This is a genomic window from Acinetobacter sp. V89_7 (assembly GCF_029967895.1).
Classification (GTDB): Bacteria; Pseudomonadota; Gammaproteobacteria; order Pseudomonadales; family Moraxellaceae; genus Acinetobacter; species Acinetobacter soli.
Window position 1 is genome coordinate 101,320 of the sequence record NZ_JASCAJ010000024.1, and the last position, 16,979, is coordinate 118,298.

Consider the following 16,979-nt stretch of genomic DNA (forward strand, 5'->3'; position numbering starts at 1 on the left):
TTTTTCGCACACTGAATCTGACCAAAACCATTACACTGATTTTAAATACAAATGCTGCTGGGCAAGATCGACTGAAATTGCTCCCACGTTACCCGCACCTTGTGTCAATAACAAGTCATTTGCTTGTAACACTTTTTGTATGATGTTGGGCAAATTGCCTTCAACCGGATCGACCAAAATAGGCTCTACATCACCACGTAAGCGGATACTTCGTGCCAAGGCGCGGCTGTCAGCACCAACAATCGGCTTTTCACCCGCAGGGTAAACTTCGAGCAACAGCAGTTGGTCCACCTGTGACAGCACTTCTACAAAATCATCGAAACAGTCACGGGTACGGCTGTAACGATGCGGTTGAAACATCATGACCAAACGACGATCTGGATGGCTTTGACGGGCCGCTTTAATGGTGGCTTCGACTTCTTTTGGATGGTGGCCATAATCATCGACCAGTTTGACATCTCCATCACCAAGTGCATATTCACCTTGCACCTGAAAACGGCGTCCAACACCACTAAAACCTTCTAGCGCACGACCAATCGCTGCATCGGAAACCCCTTCATCGGTGGCCACACCAATCGCTGCAAGTGCATTTAAAATGTTGTGCAGCCCTGGCTGATTAACCGTCAGACGCAATGGTTCGCGATCTTTTCGCAATACGGTAAAATGCGACTGCATGCCTTCTTGCACCACGTCTACAGCACGAATATCGTTGTCTTCATTAAAGCCATAGGTCAAGGTTGGGCGGCCAAAACGTGGCATGATTTCACGCACATTCTGATCATCGCCACACACCACAGCCAAACCGTAAAACGGTAAACGATGAATAAACTCGACAAAGGTATCTTTTAATTTGTCGAAGCTTCCACCGTAGGTATCCATATGGTCCGCATCGACATTGGTAATAATGGCGGCCATTGGTTGCAAATATAAAAATGAGGCGTCGGATTCATCAGCTTCGGCCACAATAAAGCGACTTGCACCGAGGGCAGCATTCACTCCGGTACGATTCAGCAAACCGCCAATCACATAAGTTGGATCCAGATTTTCTTCGGCCAACATGGTGGTCAGCAAGCTGGTGGTTGTGGTTTTACCATGCGTGCCTGCAACTGCAATCCCATGACGGTAGCGCATCAGCTCACCCAGCATTTCTGCACGGCGCACCACAGGAATACGCTGTTCCATCGCTGCTTTAATTTCAGGATTTTCCTGATCGATGGCTGTCGATACCACCAGTACATCTACAGCTTTCAGGTTTTCGGCACTGTGTCCGATATAAACTTTTACGCCTTTTTCTTCAAGCTGTGCCGTGGTTTTAGAGGCTTTGATATCCGAGCCAGATATTTTATACCCTTGGTTTTTTAAAACTTCTGCAATGCCGCACATCCCAGCACCACCGATTCCCACAAAATAAATGTGTTTAATACGGCGCATCTCAGGAACTTTAATGAGTTTTTTGGCTTGATCGGCTGGGGTTGTTGGTGACATAGGGCACTCTAACTTACAAAGTTTCAATAAGGTCTACCACGTGTTGGGTAGCATTGGGTTGCGCATGTTGGCGGGCTTTCACAGCCATTTCAGAGAGTAACTGACGATTCATGAGCGGGCGCAACAATGCATCGAGCGTTTCTGGCGTCATGCTAGATTGTTGGCAAATTTTGGCAGCACCGACATCAGCTAAAAACTTGGCATTGGCAGTTTGGTGATCATCCACTGCGATGGGTAACGGAACAAAAACTGCCGCCACACCCGCTGTTGCCACTTCAGTGACGGTTAACGCACCAGCACGGCAAATAATCAGATCGGCATCGCTATAAGCCTGTGCCATATCTTCGATAAACGGCATCACTTGTACATGTACATGAGAGGGTGCATTGGCATAGCGTGCACGGGTGTCATCAAGCTGTTTTTGCCCACATTGATGAAAAATATTGAGCGGCAATCCGAGCTTTAATAGCGCCTCTGGCAGACGTTCATTGAGTGCCTGTGCTCCCAAGGATCCGCCTACAATTAAAATATTTAGTGGTTGGCCAGCTGCTTCACGGCTGTCATAGCGCCACTTCGGACTAAGAATGGCTGAAATTTCCTGACGCACCGGATTACCTGTGGTTACGACTTTGCTATGTGCAGGAAACGTATTGGGGAAAGCTTCACAGACTTTTGCAGCAACACGTGCGAGCTGCGTATTGGTAAAGCCTGCAACCGCATTTTGCTCATGAATCAGCACCGGTATCCCTAAAATACGCGCGGCAAGCCCACCAGGCCCTGCCACATAACCACCGAAGCCCGCGACTGCATCGATTTTGAGCTGCTTCATATAACGCATGGCACTGTACGTGGCCTTCATGATTTTAAATGGTGCCATGAGTTTACGCACCGCACCATTGCCACGCACACCTTGAATATCAATCTGATAAATCGGAATATTCTGGTCTTTGAGCAGTCGATTTTCCATCCCCGTAGGTGTTGCCAGCCATGCCACTTGGCACCCTTGTTGCTGCAATTGTTTTGCAACCGCCAATGCGGGAAAGACATGACCGCCTGTACCGGCAGCCATCATCATGACATGTTTGGATTTACGTTGTGATGCATCAGTCACGGTATACTTCTTTAGCTCAAAAACAAGGGAAATAACAGTTATTTATTTAGCGGATTATTCTAATCCTAAAGCACACGCAACGAAAAGCTTATTTCACGTGTTTGCAACATAAAGCATGGTGTTTTTTGGTTGTTCTACAGCAAAAAATATATTAACTGCATAAAAATCAAAATAATCATTTTTAGAATTATCTAATATCCTTGTAGACACTGGCCGACAAGGACATAGCGTGATTTATTTTTTACTGTGGACGATCTGCTTCTAGCACATCAAACAACATATCGGCAATTGAAGTACCAAACTGCGCATCGATCTCGCGGATACAGGTTGGACTGGTCACATTAATTTCCGTGACGTAATTTCCAATAACATCGAGCCCGACAAAGACCAAGCCTTTTTCACGTAAAAATGGCCCCACTTTGGCTGCAATTTTTTTGTCATTTTCTGTGAGTGGACGTGCTTCACCTAAACCACCAGCAGCCAAATTCCCTCGCACTTCTCCATTTTGCGGAATGCGCGCTAAACAGTACGGCACTGGCTCACCATTGATCATCAATATTCGTTTATCGCCGTCTACAATTTCAGGGATATAGCGTTGCGCCATGATCGGACGCGTTCCCATTTCTGTGAGCATTTCCAAAGTTGAGCCAATATTATGCCCGCCTTGATGCAGGCGGAAAATTCCCATCCCGCCCATACCGTCGAGCGGTTTAACAATCACATCACTATGCGCTTGAATGAACTCGCGGATTAAGCTCTGCTGCGATGTTACCAGTGTCGGCACTTGTAGCTCTGGAAACTGCGTGGCAAAGAGTTTTTCGTTACAGTCACGCAGGGACTGCGGTTTATTGATGATCCACACCCCTTCACGCTCCGCCTGCTCCAAAATGTAGGTGGTATAGACAAAGTTCATGTCAAACGGCGGATCTTTACGCATCAAGATCACATCGTAGTCGGCTAGCGACTGTTTTTGCTTCTCGCCCAGTTCGTAATAGTGCTGGTAATCTTCAAATACGGTGAGAGGTGCAATCAGACCACAGGCCTTACCTTGATCGATATATAAGTCGTGCTGTAATGCATATCCCAATTGATGACCTCGTCGGCTCGCTGCCCACAGCATGGCCATAGTCGAATCTTTTTTAAGATTCACCGTTTCAATCGGATCCATTACGACAAGTACACGCATAATCTGACGCTCATCTGTTGAGTTGTGGCAAAAGTATAGCGAATTTTTTATCTCACGCCGAACAGCAGCATAAAACAACACAGACCACAAAAAAAGGCAAAGATCCGAAATCTTTGCCTTTTCAACTACAGCGCAGGAAAACTGTGACTTTCAATGTTGATGAAAGGCCGATTAAAAATCGCTTTCTTCATACATGTGAGACATGCGTTTTTGTTTGGTATTCAAATAATCTTGATTGAAGATATTCAGTCCGACTGTTAATCGCACACGATCAACCACATTGATTCCTAAATCTTGTAGTGCTTTTATTTTTAAAGGATTATTGGTAATTAATTTCACTTTTTCTACCTTGAGATGATCCAGCATAATCGAGCACATATCATAGCGACGCGCATCGGCAGGAAGGTTGAGCAATAAATTCGCATCGACTGTATCATGCCCCTGATCTTGCAATGCATAGGCGCGAATTTTATTGGTTAAGCCAATGCCACGCCCTTCCTGACGCAAATACAGAATCACACCTTGCCCTGCATCATGAATCATCTTCATCGTGGCATGCAATTGAGGACCACAATCACACTTGAGTGAGCCGAAAGCATCCCCCGTTAAACACTCTGAGTGAATGCGCACCAACACGGGTTGTCCAGAGAGATCCGCACCGCCTTTACTCAGCGCCACATGCTCTTCGCCCGTTTTGGGATCTTGAAACACATGAATGTCGAAATCACCATAAGCGGTCGGTAATTTTGATTTTGCAACGAATTCTATAGCCATGAGTTTATCCGCTTGTAAAAAACCAATGAGATCAAACCCGGATACATCATCATGAATGACAAGATCAGGCGCTTTGAATAGCTTCTATGAAGCGACAAATCTAAATCCGAATTTAATAAGAAGAGGGCCCACTGGATTCAAAAGGTTAGTGAGTTTTTGCCGCAATATATGCAATAAAAAAGTGCTACAGCCACTGGTACATCATCATTTTCGATTTTAGGGTAACGACAGTACAGTGAATTTTTTGTGAACGCATCCAAGCGTTCGATGATAGTGATTTGTTTAGTCAGATCGGTATCAGCGTGTAGAAAATCTTACACTGTTTACTTTTTACCCATAAACCATGTGAATTTGACGTGAAGACTTACACTTAAATGACCAATTTACATCGATCAAAAATAATTCTTTTATTTACAAAATTTGATCACAACTCTAACTTAAGAATAGTAAATCGTTCACGATTTATACAGGACACAATTAGAACACAGCGGAATAACAAATGCGACTGGGGAAGTTGATCACTCATTCCTTGTACCTTGTTTAACCACTCCAAACAGTGCTGGAAATAAAACTCATGAAAAAAAGTATATTGGCATTGGCACTTGCATCGGCAAGCTGCCTTTTGATTACAGGATGCAACTCAGACTCCGATAGCGATGATAACGTATCATCAAGTGCTACAGGAGATACCATCATATTAACTGCAGATGGCTCCATTGCCTCTGTAAACCGCGACACGCCAGATCAGATTGTATCATCGAAAAAAATCTCCATGCTGCAAGCCAACGATCAGCTTGTGGGGATCGATTATCGTCCGAAAGATGAAAAGCTTTATGCCGTTGGCTTACAAGGTAATTTGTATACCGTCGATCCGAGTACTGGTGCAGCGACTTTCTTAAGAAAGTTAACGGCTGACCCGACAGATACCACTGATGGTAATGCGCCTTTTACTAAAATTAATGGCGATGCAGAACTGATTACGGTCAATTTTAACCCCGTGGCCGATCGTTTACGTGTCATCACCAATACAGGGCAAAATCTACGCATCAACGTCGACACTGGTGCGACGATTACAGACCTCGATATCAACCCGACCACCAGCAGTCCAGTCATTGTTGCCGCTGCCTATACCAATGCATTTGCAGGCACCGCGACCACACGCTTATTTAGTATCGACCAGACCACCGACAGCATTTACTTACAAAACGCCAATGCGGGTACACTGGGAACTTCTGCACGACTTGCAGAAGGACTGGATTTCCAAGGTGGCAGCGGTTTTGATATCGATCCAGTGAGTAATGTTGGCTATGCGGCCTTAAAAGCGGCAGGAAGCTACAAACTGTATCAAATTAATGTCGGGAATGTGGGCACCAGTAACCCTGCCGTATTTAATAGTGCGGCGCTGGCCAGCAGCTTCAATACTTCAGGCATTCGCGGACTGGCACTCAAACGTGCCAAAGATACCACCGCGACAGGTATTGGCTTAAATGCCAACAATAAGCTGGTGGTGTTCTCGTTGAGCACACCAAATAGCGTCCAAGAGCGTTCAATTAGTGGCGTACAGGTCGATGAGAAATTTATTGGTATCGATTACCGACTACGCACCACCACCGATAAGTCTGGCGTATTGTACGGTCTGACCAACAAAGCCAATCTCTATACCATCAATACCGATACAGGCGTCGCCACTTTGGTAACCCCTCTTAAGCCTGCTACGGGTAGTAGTTACGCCGGCTTACAAGGAACCTCTTTTGCAGTGGACTTTAACCCTGCGGCGGATCGCTTACGTGTGATCAGTAACACTGGACAAAGCCTGCGTATTAATGTCGATACGGGCGAAACCATTAAAGATGGTGACATTAATGGCATTGCGGGTGCAATTGTCACGGCAGCGGCGTATACCAACAGCTTCAAAACTGCAATCAGTGGCGTAGCAACCGAACTGTTTGATCTTGATCAAACCAATCAAACGCTGGTCAAACAAGACCCGCCAAACAACGGTACGATTAATCGAATTGGTGGGCTAGGAATTAGCTTGGGCACCGACAACGGCTTTGATATTGCAGGTGGTGATAACGGTCTGGCACTGGCAACAGTGGCAGGAAGCACTGGGCCTTCTGTGCTTTATCGAGTTGATATCAATACCACAACCACCAGCGATACCCGCGCACGCGCAGCAGTCAGCGTTGATGGTACGCCAAATGTGGCAGCATCGACTATTGGTACTTCAAGCACAGCGCCATTGATTGATCTGGCAATTTTGTTGAAGTAAAAAATACGCATGGGCAGATTTGCTTGTGATAAAAGTTAATGCCGCTTACGAACCAGAAGCGGATATGCTTGAAACGCTCAAACAACATGCCTAAATTAAAAATGCCTGTCACGAGACAGGCATTTTTTATATTTAAATCTGTTTTTAAACAGTCATTTACGCCAGCGTTGTTTCACCTACATGATGATAGGCACGGTTGAAATAAACCAAACCTTGCTCATGATGCTGCTGACGAATTGCCACAATCGGACAGATAAAAATGGTATGTGTGCCCACTTGCTGAATTTGCTCGATTTCACAATCAAAGCTGACCAATGCATCATTTAAAACCGGCGAACCTGTTTCCAGCTCAATCCACTGGCCATGTTGAAAGCGTTCTTCAGGACTAAGCTTCGATGCAAACACTGTCGAGAGCTGCTCATGCTGGGCACCGAGTACATTCACACTCAGGATTTTATTTTTGAGAAAATGCGCATGAGAGCTGGCAGACTGATTCATGCAAACCAATAAAGTAGGTGGTGTATCGGTCACGCTACACACCGCAGATGCAGTAAATCCGTAGCGCCCTGACATACCCGCTGTGGTCACAACGCTGACCGCACTGGATAATAACGACATTGCGTTTCGAAAGTCTGTTGCTGCAACCATTCCCATCTTCCTCAATTGAATCCTGTGCCCAACAGGCACAGGTCACCGACTGAATTTACTGATTCACCCCAAGGCATTTATATCCCCAGGATGATTAAAACGCTTAGGCTGAAAGTTCACGGCGAATAATTTCGGCACCTGCACTCAAGGCCTGTAATTTACCGCGTGCAACGTGACGTGCGAGTGGAGTCATACCGCAGTTGGTCGATGGATACAATTTATCTGCATCAACAAACTGCAAGGCTTTACGCAAGGTATCTGCCACTTCTTCCGGTGTTTCAACCGTATTGGTTGCAACATCAATTGCACCCACCATGACTTTTTTACCACGGATCAGTTCAATCAGATCCATAGGTACACGTGAATTGTGACATTCAAGTGAGATAATGTCGATCTTTGACTGCTGTAGCTTTGGAAAGGCTTCTTCATACTGACGCCATTCTGAACCAAGCGTTTTCTTCCAGTCTGTATTGGCTTTAATGCCATAACCATAGCAGATATGTACTGCTGTTTCGCATTTAAGACCTTCAAGCGCACGCTCAAGTGTGGCAACGCCCCAGTCATTGACTTCATCAAAGAATACGTTAAATGCTGGTTCATCGAACTGGATGATGTCTACACCCGCTGCTTCTAATTCTAACGCTTCTTGGTTCAGAATTTTAGCAAATTCCCACGCTAACTTTTCACGGCTCTTATAGTGCGCATCATACAAGGTATCGATCATGGTCATTGGGCCAGGCAGTGCCCATTTAATTGGTTGTGTGGTTTGCTGACGCAGAAACTTGGCATCTTCTACAAATACTGGCTTCTGGCGTGAAACTGCGCCGACAACCGTTGGTACGCTGGCATCGTAACGGTTACGAATTCGGACCGTTTCACGCTTTTCAAAATCTACGCCATCAAGATGCTCAATAAAGGTGGTCACGAAATGCTGACGCGTTTGTTCACCATCACTGACGATATCAATACCAGCATGTAGCTGCTCTTGCAAAGACACAAGCAATGCGTCACGTTTGCCTTGTACTAGATCATCGCCTTCGAGTTTCCACGGTGACCAAAGTTTTTCAGGTTCTGCAATCCAAGACGGTTTTGGTAAGCTGCCAGCAGTTGATGTCGGTAATACACGTTTCATAATCAATAATCTTCTATCTTAAGTTAAACAGCAGCACAATTTTTTTCAGCGTAAGTCTTTTTATCCGAATGACCTGTTTCTGTGTAAGTTGCAGCCCATTGCGTCAAAATATCTTGGTACGGTTTGATGAAGTGTTCTTCTGTCCACTTGCCTTGTTTGATTGCCAACTGACTACGCTCTTCGCGGTCATACACAATGCGTGTCAATGAGAAATCTTGGTGCTTTAAGCTTGGCTGATAAATTTTTCCAGCGGCTGAGTTGGCATTGTAAATTTCTGGACGATAAATCTTCTGGAAACTTTCCATGGTGCTGATGGTCGCTATCAGCTCAAGATCGGTATAATCACGCAGCAAATCACCTTGGAAATAAAATGCCAGTGGTGCCACGCTATTTTTTGGCATGAAATAACGGACTTTTAGACCCATTTTGGCAAAATATTCATCGGTCAATGAATAAGCTTCTTGTTGATATTCCACACCGAGTACAGGATGCTCATTGGTTGTGCGGTGATAAGTCTTGGTGTTCGATACGCTTAAGCAAATTACAGGCTGCTTAGCAAAGTTCTGCTTGTAGGCTGCTGAATTGACGAACGACTTAAAGATTTTACCGTGTAAATCGCCATAGTTTTCTGGAATGCTAAACTTTGCCTGATTTTTATTATGTTCCAAGAGCAAAACGCTAAAATCGTAATCCCGAACATACGAAGAAAAGTTATTGCCCACAATACCATCTATACGCTGATTGGTTTGATAATCGATGATTGTGGTTTTTAAAATTTCAATCGTTGGAAACGTTTCACCGTTGCCTTCAACATCAATCCCGACCGAAATAATATCGAGTTCTAAGGCGTAACGATCACCATTTGGATTATCCCACTGGGCAAGATCATTGAAACGATTATTGATCATCGTCAATGTATTACGCAGATTCTCTTCACGAGCTTCGCCTCTGGCTAAATTCGCAAAATTGGTGGTAATGCGCGTATTGTCGGCTGGACGATAATTTTCGTCAAAACGAATACTCTTAATCGAAAATTCAAACGCTTTACTCATGGTGATCTGCCCCTATTCTCTATGCAGACAGTTATACCCGAAGCCTTAGATGAATAAAAATGATTTAGTTTCACAGCAAACTGAGTAAAATTCATGTTTAGCCCAATAGCCCCATAAATAAGGGCATTCAGCGATTGGCTAAAATGAATCTAAGGGTTCAATGGACGTTTTTAATGGTGATTTATTCTGCAATCTTGATATTAATGACATTTCAGCGCACGCGATGTAATCGCAAATAAAAAAAAGGAAGCCGATGCTTCCTTTTTGATTACTCAATATTAAATGCCGTATTTCAAACGGTAATCTTCCATTTTGGCTAACGCTTGAGTTTCACCTTTGGCTTCAAGATAATTCATTAAATCTTTCATGGTGATCAAGGCATGAACCGGGATCTCAAGCTCTTTTTGAACTTCCTGAATGGCAGATAATTGGCCCTGACCACGCTCTTGACGATCAAGTGCCACCAGCACGCCTGCAATGGTTGCCCCTGCATTTTTTAAAATGGTGACTACTTCACGAATGGCCGTGCCTGCGGTAATTACATCATCGATAATCCAGACCTTTTTACCTTCAACCGCAGCGCCGACCAGCACACCACCTTCACCATGATCTTTGGCTTCTTTACGGTTAAAGCCCCACGGCACACTTTTACCATGCACTTGCGATAATGCCACCGCTGTTGCGGCAACAAACGGAATACCTTTATAGGCAGGGCCAAAAATGACATCGACATGCTGACATTGCATCAATTGATCGGCATAGCCTTGCGCCAGTAGCGACAATGCTTCACCATCGTTTAACAAACCTGCGTTAAAAAAATACGGACTGACACGTCCTGATTTTAAGGTAAACTCACCAAATTTAAGCACACCGCGTGATAACGCGAGTTCGATAAAGGCTTGCGGGTTAAAAGACGATGGCGTTGTCATAGGTGCTCCAGATTCATCAATTGAGGTCAAACTTGCGCATGATACCAAAGGATCAGTATCCAAGTGATGTAAAAATTCTACGAGTCGTTTCAATCAACGTAAATGGCTTACGTGCATCGGTCACTAAAGGCCTACTGGAATGGTTAGAAAAGTCCGAGGCAGACGTGGTATGTATGCAAGAAAGCCGCATCACGCATGCCCAATGGACCGACAAATTCAAACCCGAAGGCTGGTATACGCACCTGTTTCCTGCCGAACGTGCAGGCTATGCAGGTACTGCGATTTATAGCCGTATTCCCTTTCGCGCTGTTCAGGACGGTTTGGGCTTTGAACTGGCTGATTCTCAAGGTCGCTTTATTGCCGCCGAGTTTGATTTGGGCCTCGAACAGCCAGCCTATGTATGCTCCTTGTATCTTCCGTCTGGATCTTCTGGCGATGAAGCACAGGCGCGTAAAGATGTGTTTTTAGAGCAATACGCCCAGATCTTAAAGCAATGGCGCGATGAAAATAAATCGATCATCGTATGTGGTGATTACAACATCGTGCACAAGCGTATCGATATTAAAAACTGGTCGGGCAATCAAAAGTCGTCGGGCTGTTTACCGCACGAACGTGCATGGCTCGATCATATTTATGACGAACTCGGTTATGTCGATACTTTTCGTGAGGTTCGCCCTGAAGCAGAGCTCTACTCGTGGTGGTCAAACCGTGGTCAGGCGCGTGCTAAAAATGTAGGATGGCGAATTGACTATCATGCGTGTTCCCCAGACTGGAAATCCCGTACCGTCAATGCTTGGGTATATAAAGATGAATGGTTTAGCGACCATGCACCGGTCATTGTGGATTATCAAATTAGCTAATTCAGTGCACATATGTACACTGAATAAACGTCAAAAACCTACATTTGTTGTGGAAATTTAGTATTTTTATTTCATAGGTTTAAGCGCATTATACACACACGGCACAGGGACATGTCAGGATGACAAAGGGATAGGACGCCGTAGGACGAATACGATAACCGGATGGTTATTTCAAGGATGTGACATTGGACGTTGAAATGAGACCCGCATGATCAGGATGATTAAATGCGGGTTTTCTCTATTTAAATATCCAATTTTATTTTTATATCTTCATACTTCTTTTAAATCTATTTAAACACTGTCATGTGTCAATCTTATGACATTTTCAAACTTTTATCTGCATCTTGTTTGTCTGTATTTCTGCAAAGGTTATTCCACGTGATTACAGATTGGCGTTGCACTGGTGCTTTTTAAGATTTTTAGATAGGCTTAAGCGCTTGTGATGAGAAAAGTTGATGATCATGCTGGAAATTTACGGAATCAAAAATTGTAGTTCAATGAAAAAAGCGTTTGATGCACTCGATGCCAACGGCTTGCGTTACACATTTCACGATTATAAAAAGCAAGGTATTGATGCCGAAACCCTCGGTGTGTGGCTAGAAAACATCGGCCCAGAGCTTCTAGTGAATAAAAAAGGCACCACATGGCGCAAACTCAGCCCTGAACAACAACAAGCAGCACTTTCTGATACTGCCACACTGATTCAAACCCTGATTGAGCAGCCAAGTATCATTAAACGTCCGGTTCTCAAAACAGACTCTGGTTTTGTCGTTGGCTTCGATGCCGATACATATGCGGCATTAAAGGGCTAAACCGTTCAAAGCAAACAGCCGAATGACTCATTCGGCTGTTAATACAAATTTATGACTCAATGTAATTAGCTTACACGAACCCATGTCTGGTTACGCCCAAGTGCAGAAATACCGATGTAGCCACGTAAGTTCAGCTTTTTCCCGCCTTCGGCAATCTCACCTTTGAGTCGGTAAGTTTTACCAGTTTTTGGGTCCATGATATTCCCGCCGTCATAGCTGGTGCCGCCAGTATTCTTCAGGTTGTGAACAATGGTCACGCCTTTAAGCGGTTTATTTTTGTATGGGCCTTCACATTCGGTACAGCCATTTTCCTGGCCTGGTGTAAGCACATTCTGGATGGTACCCGATAAGGTGCCATTTTTTTGCTCGGTAAATTTGACAATCGCTTTGGGTTGGTTGGTTTTATCATCAATGGTTTTCCATACCGTACCATTGAGCGGATCGGCCGCATTTGCCAAAACCGTTGCGCCTAGCAATCCTAATGCCAATGCTATTTTTTTCATTTTTGTCCAATATCCTTGTAGTCTTAACCGACAGTTATAGTATTAAAAACTCACAACAATAATGCAATTTTTGTATGTGACTATTTAGTGTAGCCTTGTTAATCGCAGGGGAAAAAACATATACATTGCGAATAAACTGTAAAAATCTGCAACACCACTATAGGTTGTAAATTATGTGGAAACAATATTTTACCGAAACAATTTTAAAAACCACGATACGAACACCAAGCCGTTTTAGCTTGCCACCCACAACGCTGCGAATTGCACTTGAGCAAATGTGCCGGATTTTTCCCGTGAATAAAACCGTGACCGTGCGTTCAGTGCGCTTGGCGGGCGTTCGTGCCGAGGAAATCAAACCGCAATCGTCTTCGACACAGCTTATTTTTCATATTCACGGCGGTGCCTTTTTTCTGGGAAGCTTAAATACCCACCGTGCCTTTATGACCGATCTGGCAGCGCGCACCCAGATGCAAATTCTGCATGTCGATTATCCACTTTCTCCAGAGGCGCGTTTTCCAGAAGCATTAGATGCTTTATACGATATTTACCATATCTTGCTCGATCAAGGTGTTTTGGCCAAAGATATCATCTTGTCTGGCGATTCTTGTGGTGCAAATCTGGCGCTCGCTCTGGCGCTGCGTTTAAAAGATAATCAGGATCCTTTACCAAGTGGCCTGATTTTAATGTCACCATTTTTAGATCTGACATTGAGTAGTGAATCACTGCGCCTAAATAAAAAGCACGATGCCTTACTCTCAATTGAAGCACTTGAAGCTGGCATTGAATACTACATCGGCTCACGTGTAGCACGTGATGATCCGCGCGTTTCGCCGCTTTTTGCAGATCTGTCAGGTTTGCCACCAACCTTGGTTCAGGTGGGGTCAAAAGAAATCTTGCTTGATGATGCCAAGCGCTTTCGCGATTATGCAAAAGCTGCGCATGTAAAAGTTGATTTCAAACTCTATACCGGCATGTGGCATAACTTCCATATGTTTAATGCATGGTTTGATGATGCCAAACAGGCTATTTCAGATCTTGCCGTATTTGCTCATCAACTCGATCGTGATTAAATGCAAGCTGGCATTTTGCCAGCGGCATTTCAAAAATAATAAGAAGGAATATCTGATACATCATAATAAATGCTATCTTAAACTCTGAAATCTAATAGAAGTCATGGATAATTTGGCATGACAAAAACAAATTCTAGACTTTGGTCTTTCATTTTTAGCATGTATATGAAGAATCCTATTATTAATTGGACGGTTCTTGAAAAATGCAAACTCATCATCCTGCTGTCATCTGGCATGATTTTGAGCTGGATTATCTGGAAGCTTTTCGTACTGCTACACCCAGAGCTATGGAAATATGTAAATATTAGATTAATCAAAATTGACATGTGGGTCTGCAGCCTCACATTGACTCTTTTAATTTTCTTGATGTATCTGTGTCATTATCATGCACATAGAATCTGGATCCAGAAAGTTATTCCTATTGTCACTATTTATCTGTTTGCGCTGATCCTATACCATGGGAGCTATATGACGGGTTCTTTAAGCCCCGCCACCGCAGTAGGGTATATCAGTACAGTGGTCATTGGTTTAATTTTATTTGACCGCTGGCTCATTTATATTACCTTGATTCCAGCGACCTTATTACTCCTCATAACTGCCTATCTAAGTCTGAAGCAATACATTCCCTATGCACCAGTTTTTAATATCGCTGCCCTAAAACCATCACCTGCACAGCATAACTTTTGGGTGGGTAGTATGGTGTTTTTTTCAGTGCCTATCCTGATTGGCTTTTTTGGTTTATTTGAAATTTTACTTTCTCAATGGCGCGAGCGTGAATATGAAATCAAGCGTCTCAGTCAACTAGATTTTCTGACCAATCTTTTAAATCGTCGTAGCATTAACGAGGCGCTCAATACATTACAGCATGATCACACTCCTCAAAGCTATGCCATTATTTTGCTGGATGTCGATCACTTTAAGCATATTAATGATCAGTATGGACATCACACTGGTGATCAAGTGCTCATTGCAATCGCTGAATGCCTGTGCCAACACTCACGCCAGCAAGACAAAATTGGACGCTTTGGTGGCGAGGAATTTATTGTACTGTTGCCGCAAACCTCGCTTCGCGCAGCAAGACAGGTTGCAGAGCGTTATAGACTCGCACTAGAAACGCTGATCATTTCGCCCTCTAAACATCTGCATATTCAGGTCAGTGCCAGCTTTGGTGTCGCAAGTTGCAACGAGGCTGAGGATAGCTCGCAAATTTTAACTCAAGCCGATCAGGCGCTGTATTTGGCCAAAGCCTGTGGTCGAAATCAAGTCAAAAGCTACACGGGTGATATCCAGCAATTTGCACATCATTGATGTGTCTTAACGCTGCGCTTCAAAAGCATGAACCTGTTGCAAAAGTTCATTTTTACTAAAGGCACCAGTCAATCTAAGGCCGCGAATTTCTTTATGCTGACGATCTAAAAACACATAAGTGGGTGGCCCTAAAATTTCCCATTGATTCAGCAATTGCTGATGAGAGGCATCATAACGGCTTAAATCCAGCTTGATCAGATAATACGGCTGAAGGGCGGTCTGTACCTCGGCATCTTTTAAAATACGATGCTCGATCGGCTGACACGCCACACACCAGTCGGCATACACATCAATAATCACGGCTTGATTGGCAGGCGCATTTTGCAAGAGCTTCTGAAAGTCTTCAGCCGTATTTGCCACATGCCATGTATTGCTTGAGGCCTGTGTATCGGTGAGCCAACGCTGCGTATGTTGATACTGATCATAAGCGACAAACGGAATCACCAGCAGCAACAGCACCATATATAGCCACTTTAACTGGTCGCGATATTTTACGAGTCGATACACCGCGTAGATGATAAATCCGAGGCCTAACACTAAACTCAACAGCTGAATGATGACATCTGGCAACAAGGGACGAATAAAGTAAATCGCCAGCGCCAGCATAATAAAGGCAAAGATCACCTTGATCTGGTTCATCCAGTCGCCGGCTTTTGGCAAAATTTTGGTGCCCAAAAAGGTGGCAATTAACAGCGGAATGCCCATACCAAAGCCCAGACAGAACAGCAACAACGCGCCGCGAAGCTGGTCTTGGGTTTGGGCAATAAAGAGTAAGGTACCGGCCAACGGTGCCGTCATGCAAGGCCCCACCAACAGGGCAGAAATAATGCCCATCACGGCTGCCCCCACAAGGGTACCGCCTTGTTGTACCGATTGAATCCGATCTAACTTGTTGGTCAATGCTTGTGGTAATTTCAGCTCAAACAAGCCAAATAAATTTAAGGCAAACACCACAAACAACAGGCTAAAACCAATAATGGTGGCCGGTTGCTGTAACCAGCGCTGAAAATTCAGACCCGCAGAAGATGCAATCAATCCCAGTACTGCATACACAGCCGCCATGCTCACCACAAAGGTCAATGCCACAGCCCATGCTTTGAGTCCTTTGCTTTCGCGCACAATCAAGGAGGTCAAAATTGGCAACATCGGTAGTGAACATGGTGTAAATGCAAGTAAGGCCCCCAAGCCCATAAACAACAAAACGGTATAGCCGAGTGAATGCTGTTCAAGTTGTGATGTCCATGCCTGATCTTGTGCCACTGGCGCTGTACTTGTGGGTTTGGTTGGTGTGGCCGTATCTGCTGCCGTGGCGGTGGTTTCATTTTTTGCAGATGAAAGTCCTGCAAGATCGGTCAGGCGTTTGGGTGCATTCGCGGTTGTACTTTGCGCATTGATCAGACCATCAGCATCGGTTTCAAAATCGAAGGTCTGTGGAGGGTAGCAAATCCGATCTTTGGCACAGCCCTGCCACGTTACTTGATAGTGCTGTGAAGGTTGAGTGCGAATCGAAAAATGCACCTGATCATAATAGACTTTGGTGTGGCCAAAGTTATCATCGAACTGATCAATCGCCTTCGGTAGTTTCAGGCTGAGCGGTTGATTACCTTGGCGTACCTCAAATTTGTGTTGATATAAATAATAATTTGGCTGAATATTCCATGACAATTCAGCCTGATCTTGAGAGGTCGATTCAACATTAAACGAAAATGCCTGCTCAGGAGACAGTAATCCTTCAGCAGCCTGCGCATGTTGCACAAGCATGAAGATCAAGACAATCCATGCACCCAAGCTCGCGGCAATGCTATTTTGTAGTCGAATCGACATCTGCATAAATATT

At 44.4% G+C, this 16,979-nt stretch carries 15 protein-coding genes; 5 read left to right on the forward strand and 10 right to left on the reverse strand.

The annotated features are described in order from the left end of the window. Positions 1-30: 30 nt before the first annotated feature. The 4 genes from murC to ribA form a co-directional block, all read right to left on the reverse strand. Positions 31-1,485 (reverse strand): UDP-N-acetylmuramate--L-alanine ligase, encoded by a 1,455-nt coding sequence (gene murC, locus QLG00_RS06165; protein WP_004933901.1) that lies wholly within the window; start codon positions 1,483-1,485, stop codon positions 31-33. A 13-nt stretch (positions 1,486-1,498) separates the two neighbouring features. Next, positions 1,499-2,596: an undecaprenyldiphospho-muramoylpentapeptide beta-N-acetylglucosaminyltransferase gene (murG, locus tag QLG00_RS06170; protein ID WP_282470674.1), complete on the reverse strand. Its 1,098-nt coding sequence runs from the start codon at positions 2,594-2,596 to the stop codon at positions 1,499-1,501. 241 nt (positions 2,597-2,837) lie between these two features. Beyond that, a complete protein-coding gene (gshB, locus tag QLG00_RS06175; protein ID WP_282470675.1) occupies positions 2,838-3,782 on the reverse strand; it encodes a glutathione synthase in 945 nt (314 codons plus the stop codon). 171 nt (positions 3,783-3,953) lie between these two features. Next, the gene (gene ribA / locus QLG00_RS06180) at positions 3,954-4,556 is read right to left on the reverse strand and encodes a GTP cyclohydrolase II (protein WP_282470676.1); all 603 of its coding nucleotides are present in this window, start codon (positions 4,554-4,556) and stop codon (positions 3,954-3,956) included. 574 nt (positions 4,557-5,130) lie between these two features. Here ribA and QLG00_RS06185 point away from each other — a divergent pair. Continuing rightward, complete coding sequence (locus tag QLG00_RS06185; protein ID WP_004944796.1) at positions 5,131-6,828, forward strand: DUF4394 domain-containing protein; 1,698 nt, start codon at positions 5,131-5,133, stop codon at positions 6,826-6,828. Between the two features lie 156 nt (positions 6,829-6,984). Here the strand turns inward: QLG00_RS06185 and QLG00_RS06190 are convergent, their stop codons facing one another. From QLG00_RS06190 to pyrE, 4 genes are all read right to left on the reverse strand, one after another. Beyond that, the gene (locus QLG00_RS06190) at positions 6,985-7,476 is read right to left on the reverse strand and encodes a flavin reductase (protein ID WP_048765366.1); all 492 of its coding nucleotides are present in this window, start codon (positions 7,474-7,476) and stop codon (positions 6,985-6,987) included. A gap of 103 nt (positions 7,477-7,579) precedes the next feature. Further along, positions 7,580-8,608 carry a methionine synthase gene (locus QLG00_RS06195; protein ID WP_004944793.1) on the reverse strand — a complete coding sequence of 343 codons (1,029 nt, stop codon included), beginning with the start codon at positions 8,606-8,608 and terminating at the stop codon, positions 7,580-7,582. A gap of 23 nt (positions 8,609-8,631) precedes the next feature. Beyond that, the gene (locus QLG00_RS06200) at positions 8,632-9,660 is read right to left on the reverse strand and encodes a DUF1852 domain-containing protein (RefSeq protein ID WP_004933869.1); all 1,029 of its coding nucleotides are present in this window, start codon (positions 9,658-9,660) and stop codon (positions 8,632-8,634) included. Between the two features lie 278 nt (positions 9,661-9,938). Further along, on the reverse strand, positions 9,939-10,589 hold the full coding sequence (gene pyrE, locus QLG00_RS06205; RefSeq protein ID WP_004933866.1) for an orotate phosphoribosyltransferase: 651 nt from the start codon (positions 10,587-10,589) through the stop codon (positions 9,939-9,941). Positions 10,590-10,627: 38 nt separating this feature from the next. On the opposite strand from pyrE, the gene QLG00_RS06210 reads away from it, so the two are divergent. Both QLG00_RS06210 and QLG00_RS06215 read left to right on the forward strand, forming a co-directional pair. Continuing rightward, on the forward strand, positions 10,628-11,449 hold the full coding sequence (locus QLG00_RS06210) for an exodeoxyribonuclease III (protein WP_076033194.1): 822 nt from the start codon (positions 10,628-10,630) through the stop codon (positions 11,447-11,449). A 461-nt stretch (positions 11,450-11,910) separates the two neighbouring features. Beyond that, entirely contained in the window at positions 11,911-12,261 is a 351-nt protein-coding gene (locus QLG00_RS06215; protein WP_039909803.1) for an arsenate reductase, read from the forward strand. Positions 12,262-12,326: 65 nt separating this feature from the next. On the opposite strand, the gene QLG00_RS06220 is transcribed toward QLG00_RS06215, so the two are convergent. Then, positions 12,327-12,764 (reverse strand): DUF2147 domain-containing protein, encoded by a 438-nt coding sequence (locus tag QLG00_RS06220; protein ID WP_004933856.1) that lies wholly within the window; start codon positions 12,762-12,764, stop codon positions 12,327-12,329. A gap of 173 nt (positions 12,765-12,937) precedes the next feature. Here QLG00_RS06220 and QLG00_RS06225 point away from each other — a divergent pair, with 173 nt between their 5' ends. Then, positions 12,938-13,834, forward strand: a complete 897-nt coding sequence (locus QLG00_RS06225) for an alpha/beta hydrolase (RefSeq protein ID WP_004933853.1) — start codon at positions 12,938-12,940, stop codon at positions 13,832-13,834. A gap of 468 nt (positions 13,835-14,302) precedes the next feature. Beyond that, positions 14,303-15,142 carry a GGDEF domain-containing protein gene (locus QLG00_RS06230; RefSeq protein ID WP_282470677.1) on the forward strand — a complete coding sequence of 280 codons (840 nt, stop codon included), beginning with the start codon at positions 14,303-14,305 and terminating at the stop codon, positions 15,140-15,142. Between the two features lie 6 nt (positions 15,143-15,148). On the opposite strand, the gene dsbD is transcribed toward QLG00_RS06230, so the two are convergent. Beyond that, entirely contained in the window at positions 15,149-16,972 is a 1,824-nt protein-coding gene (gene dsbD / locus QLG00_RS06235; protein WP_151746050.1) for a protein-disulfide reductase DsbD, read from the reverse strand. Positions 16,973-16,979 lie beyond the last annotated feature (7 nt).

Bases quoted from the DNA above. Each gene is read 5' to 3' on its own strand.
- murC (WP_004933901.1), bottom strand. From the start codon at position 1,485: ATGTCACCAACAACCCCAGCCGATCAAGCCAAAAAACTCATTAAAGTT.
- gshB (WP_282470675.1), bottom strand. From the start codon at position 3,782: ATGCGTGTACTTGTCGTAATGGATCCGATTGAAACGGTGAATCTTAAA.
- ribA (WP_282470676.1), bottom strand. From the start codon at position 4,556: ATGGCTATAGAATTCGTTGCAAAATCAAAATTACCGACCGCTTATGGT.
- QLG00_RS06185 (WP_004944796.1), top strand. From the start codon at position 5,131: ATGAAAAAAAGTATATTGGCATTGGCACTTGCATCGGCAAGCTGCCTT.
- QLG00_RS06190 (WP_048765366.1), bottom strand. From the start codon at position 7,476: ATGGTTGCAGCAACAGACTTTCGAAACGCAATGTCGTTATTATCCAGT.
- QLG00_RS06195 (WP_004944793.1), bottom strand. From the start codon at position 8,608: ATGAAACGTGTATTACCGACATCAACTGCTGGCAGCTTACCAAAACCG.
- QLG00_RS06200 (WP_004933869.1), bottom strand. From the start codon at position 9,660: ATGAGTAAAGCGTTTGAATTTTCGATTAAGAGTATTCGTTTTGACGAA.
- pyrE (WP_004933866.1), bottom strand. From the start codon at position 10,589: ATGACAACGCCATCGTCTTTTAACCCGCAAGCCTTTATCGAACTCGCG.
- QLG00_RS06210 (WP_076033194.1), top strand. From the start codon at position 10,628: ATGATACCAAAGGATCAGTATCCAAGTGATGTAAAAATTCTACGAGTC.
- QLG00_RS06215 (WP_039909803.1), top strand. From the start codon at position 11,911: ATGCTGGAAATTTACGGAATCAAAAATTGTAGTTCAATGAAAAAAGCG.
- QLG00_RS06220 (WP_004933856.1), bottom strand. From the start codon at position 12,764: ATGAAAAAAATAGCATTGGCATTAGGATTGCTAGGCGCAACGGTTTTG.
- QLG00_RS06225 (WP_004933853.1), top strand. From the start codon at position 12,938: ATGTGGAAACAATATTTTACCGAAACAATTTTAAAAACCACGATACGA.
- QLG00_RS06230 (WP_282470677.1), top strand. From the start codon at position 14,303: ATGACGGGTTCTTTAAGCCCCGCCACCGCAGTAGGGTATATCAGTACA.
- dsbD (WP_151746050.1), bottom strand. From the start codon at position 16,972: ATGCAGATGTCGATTCGACTACAAAATAGCATTGCCGCGAGCTTGGGT.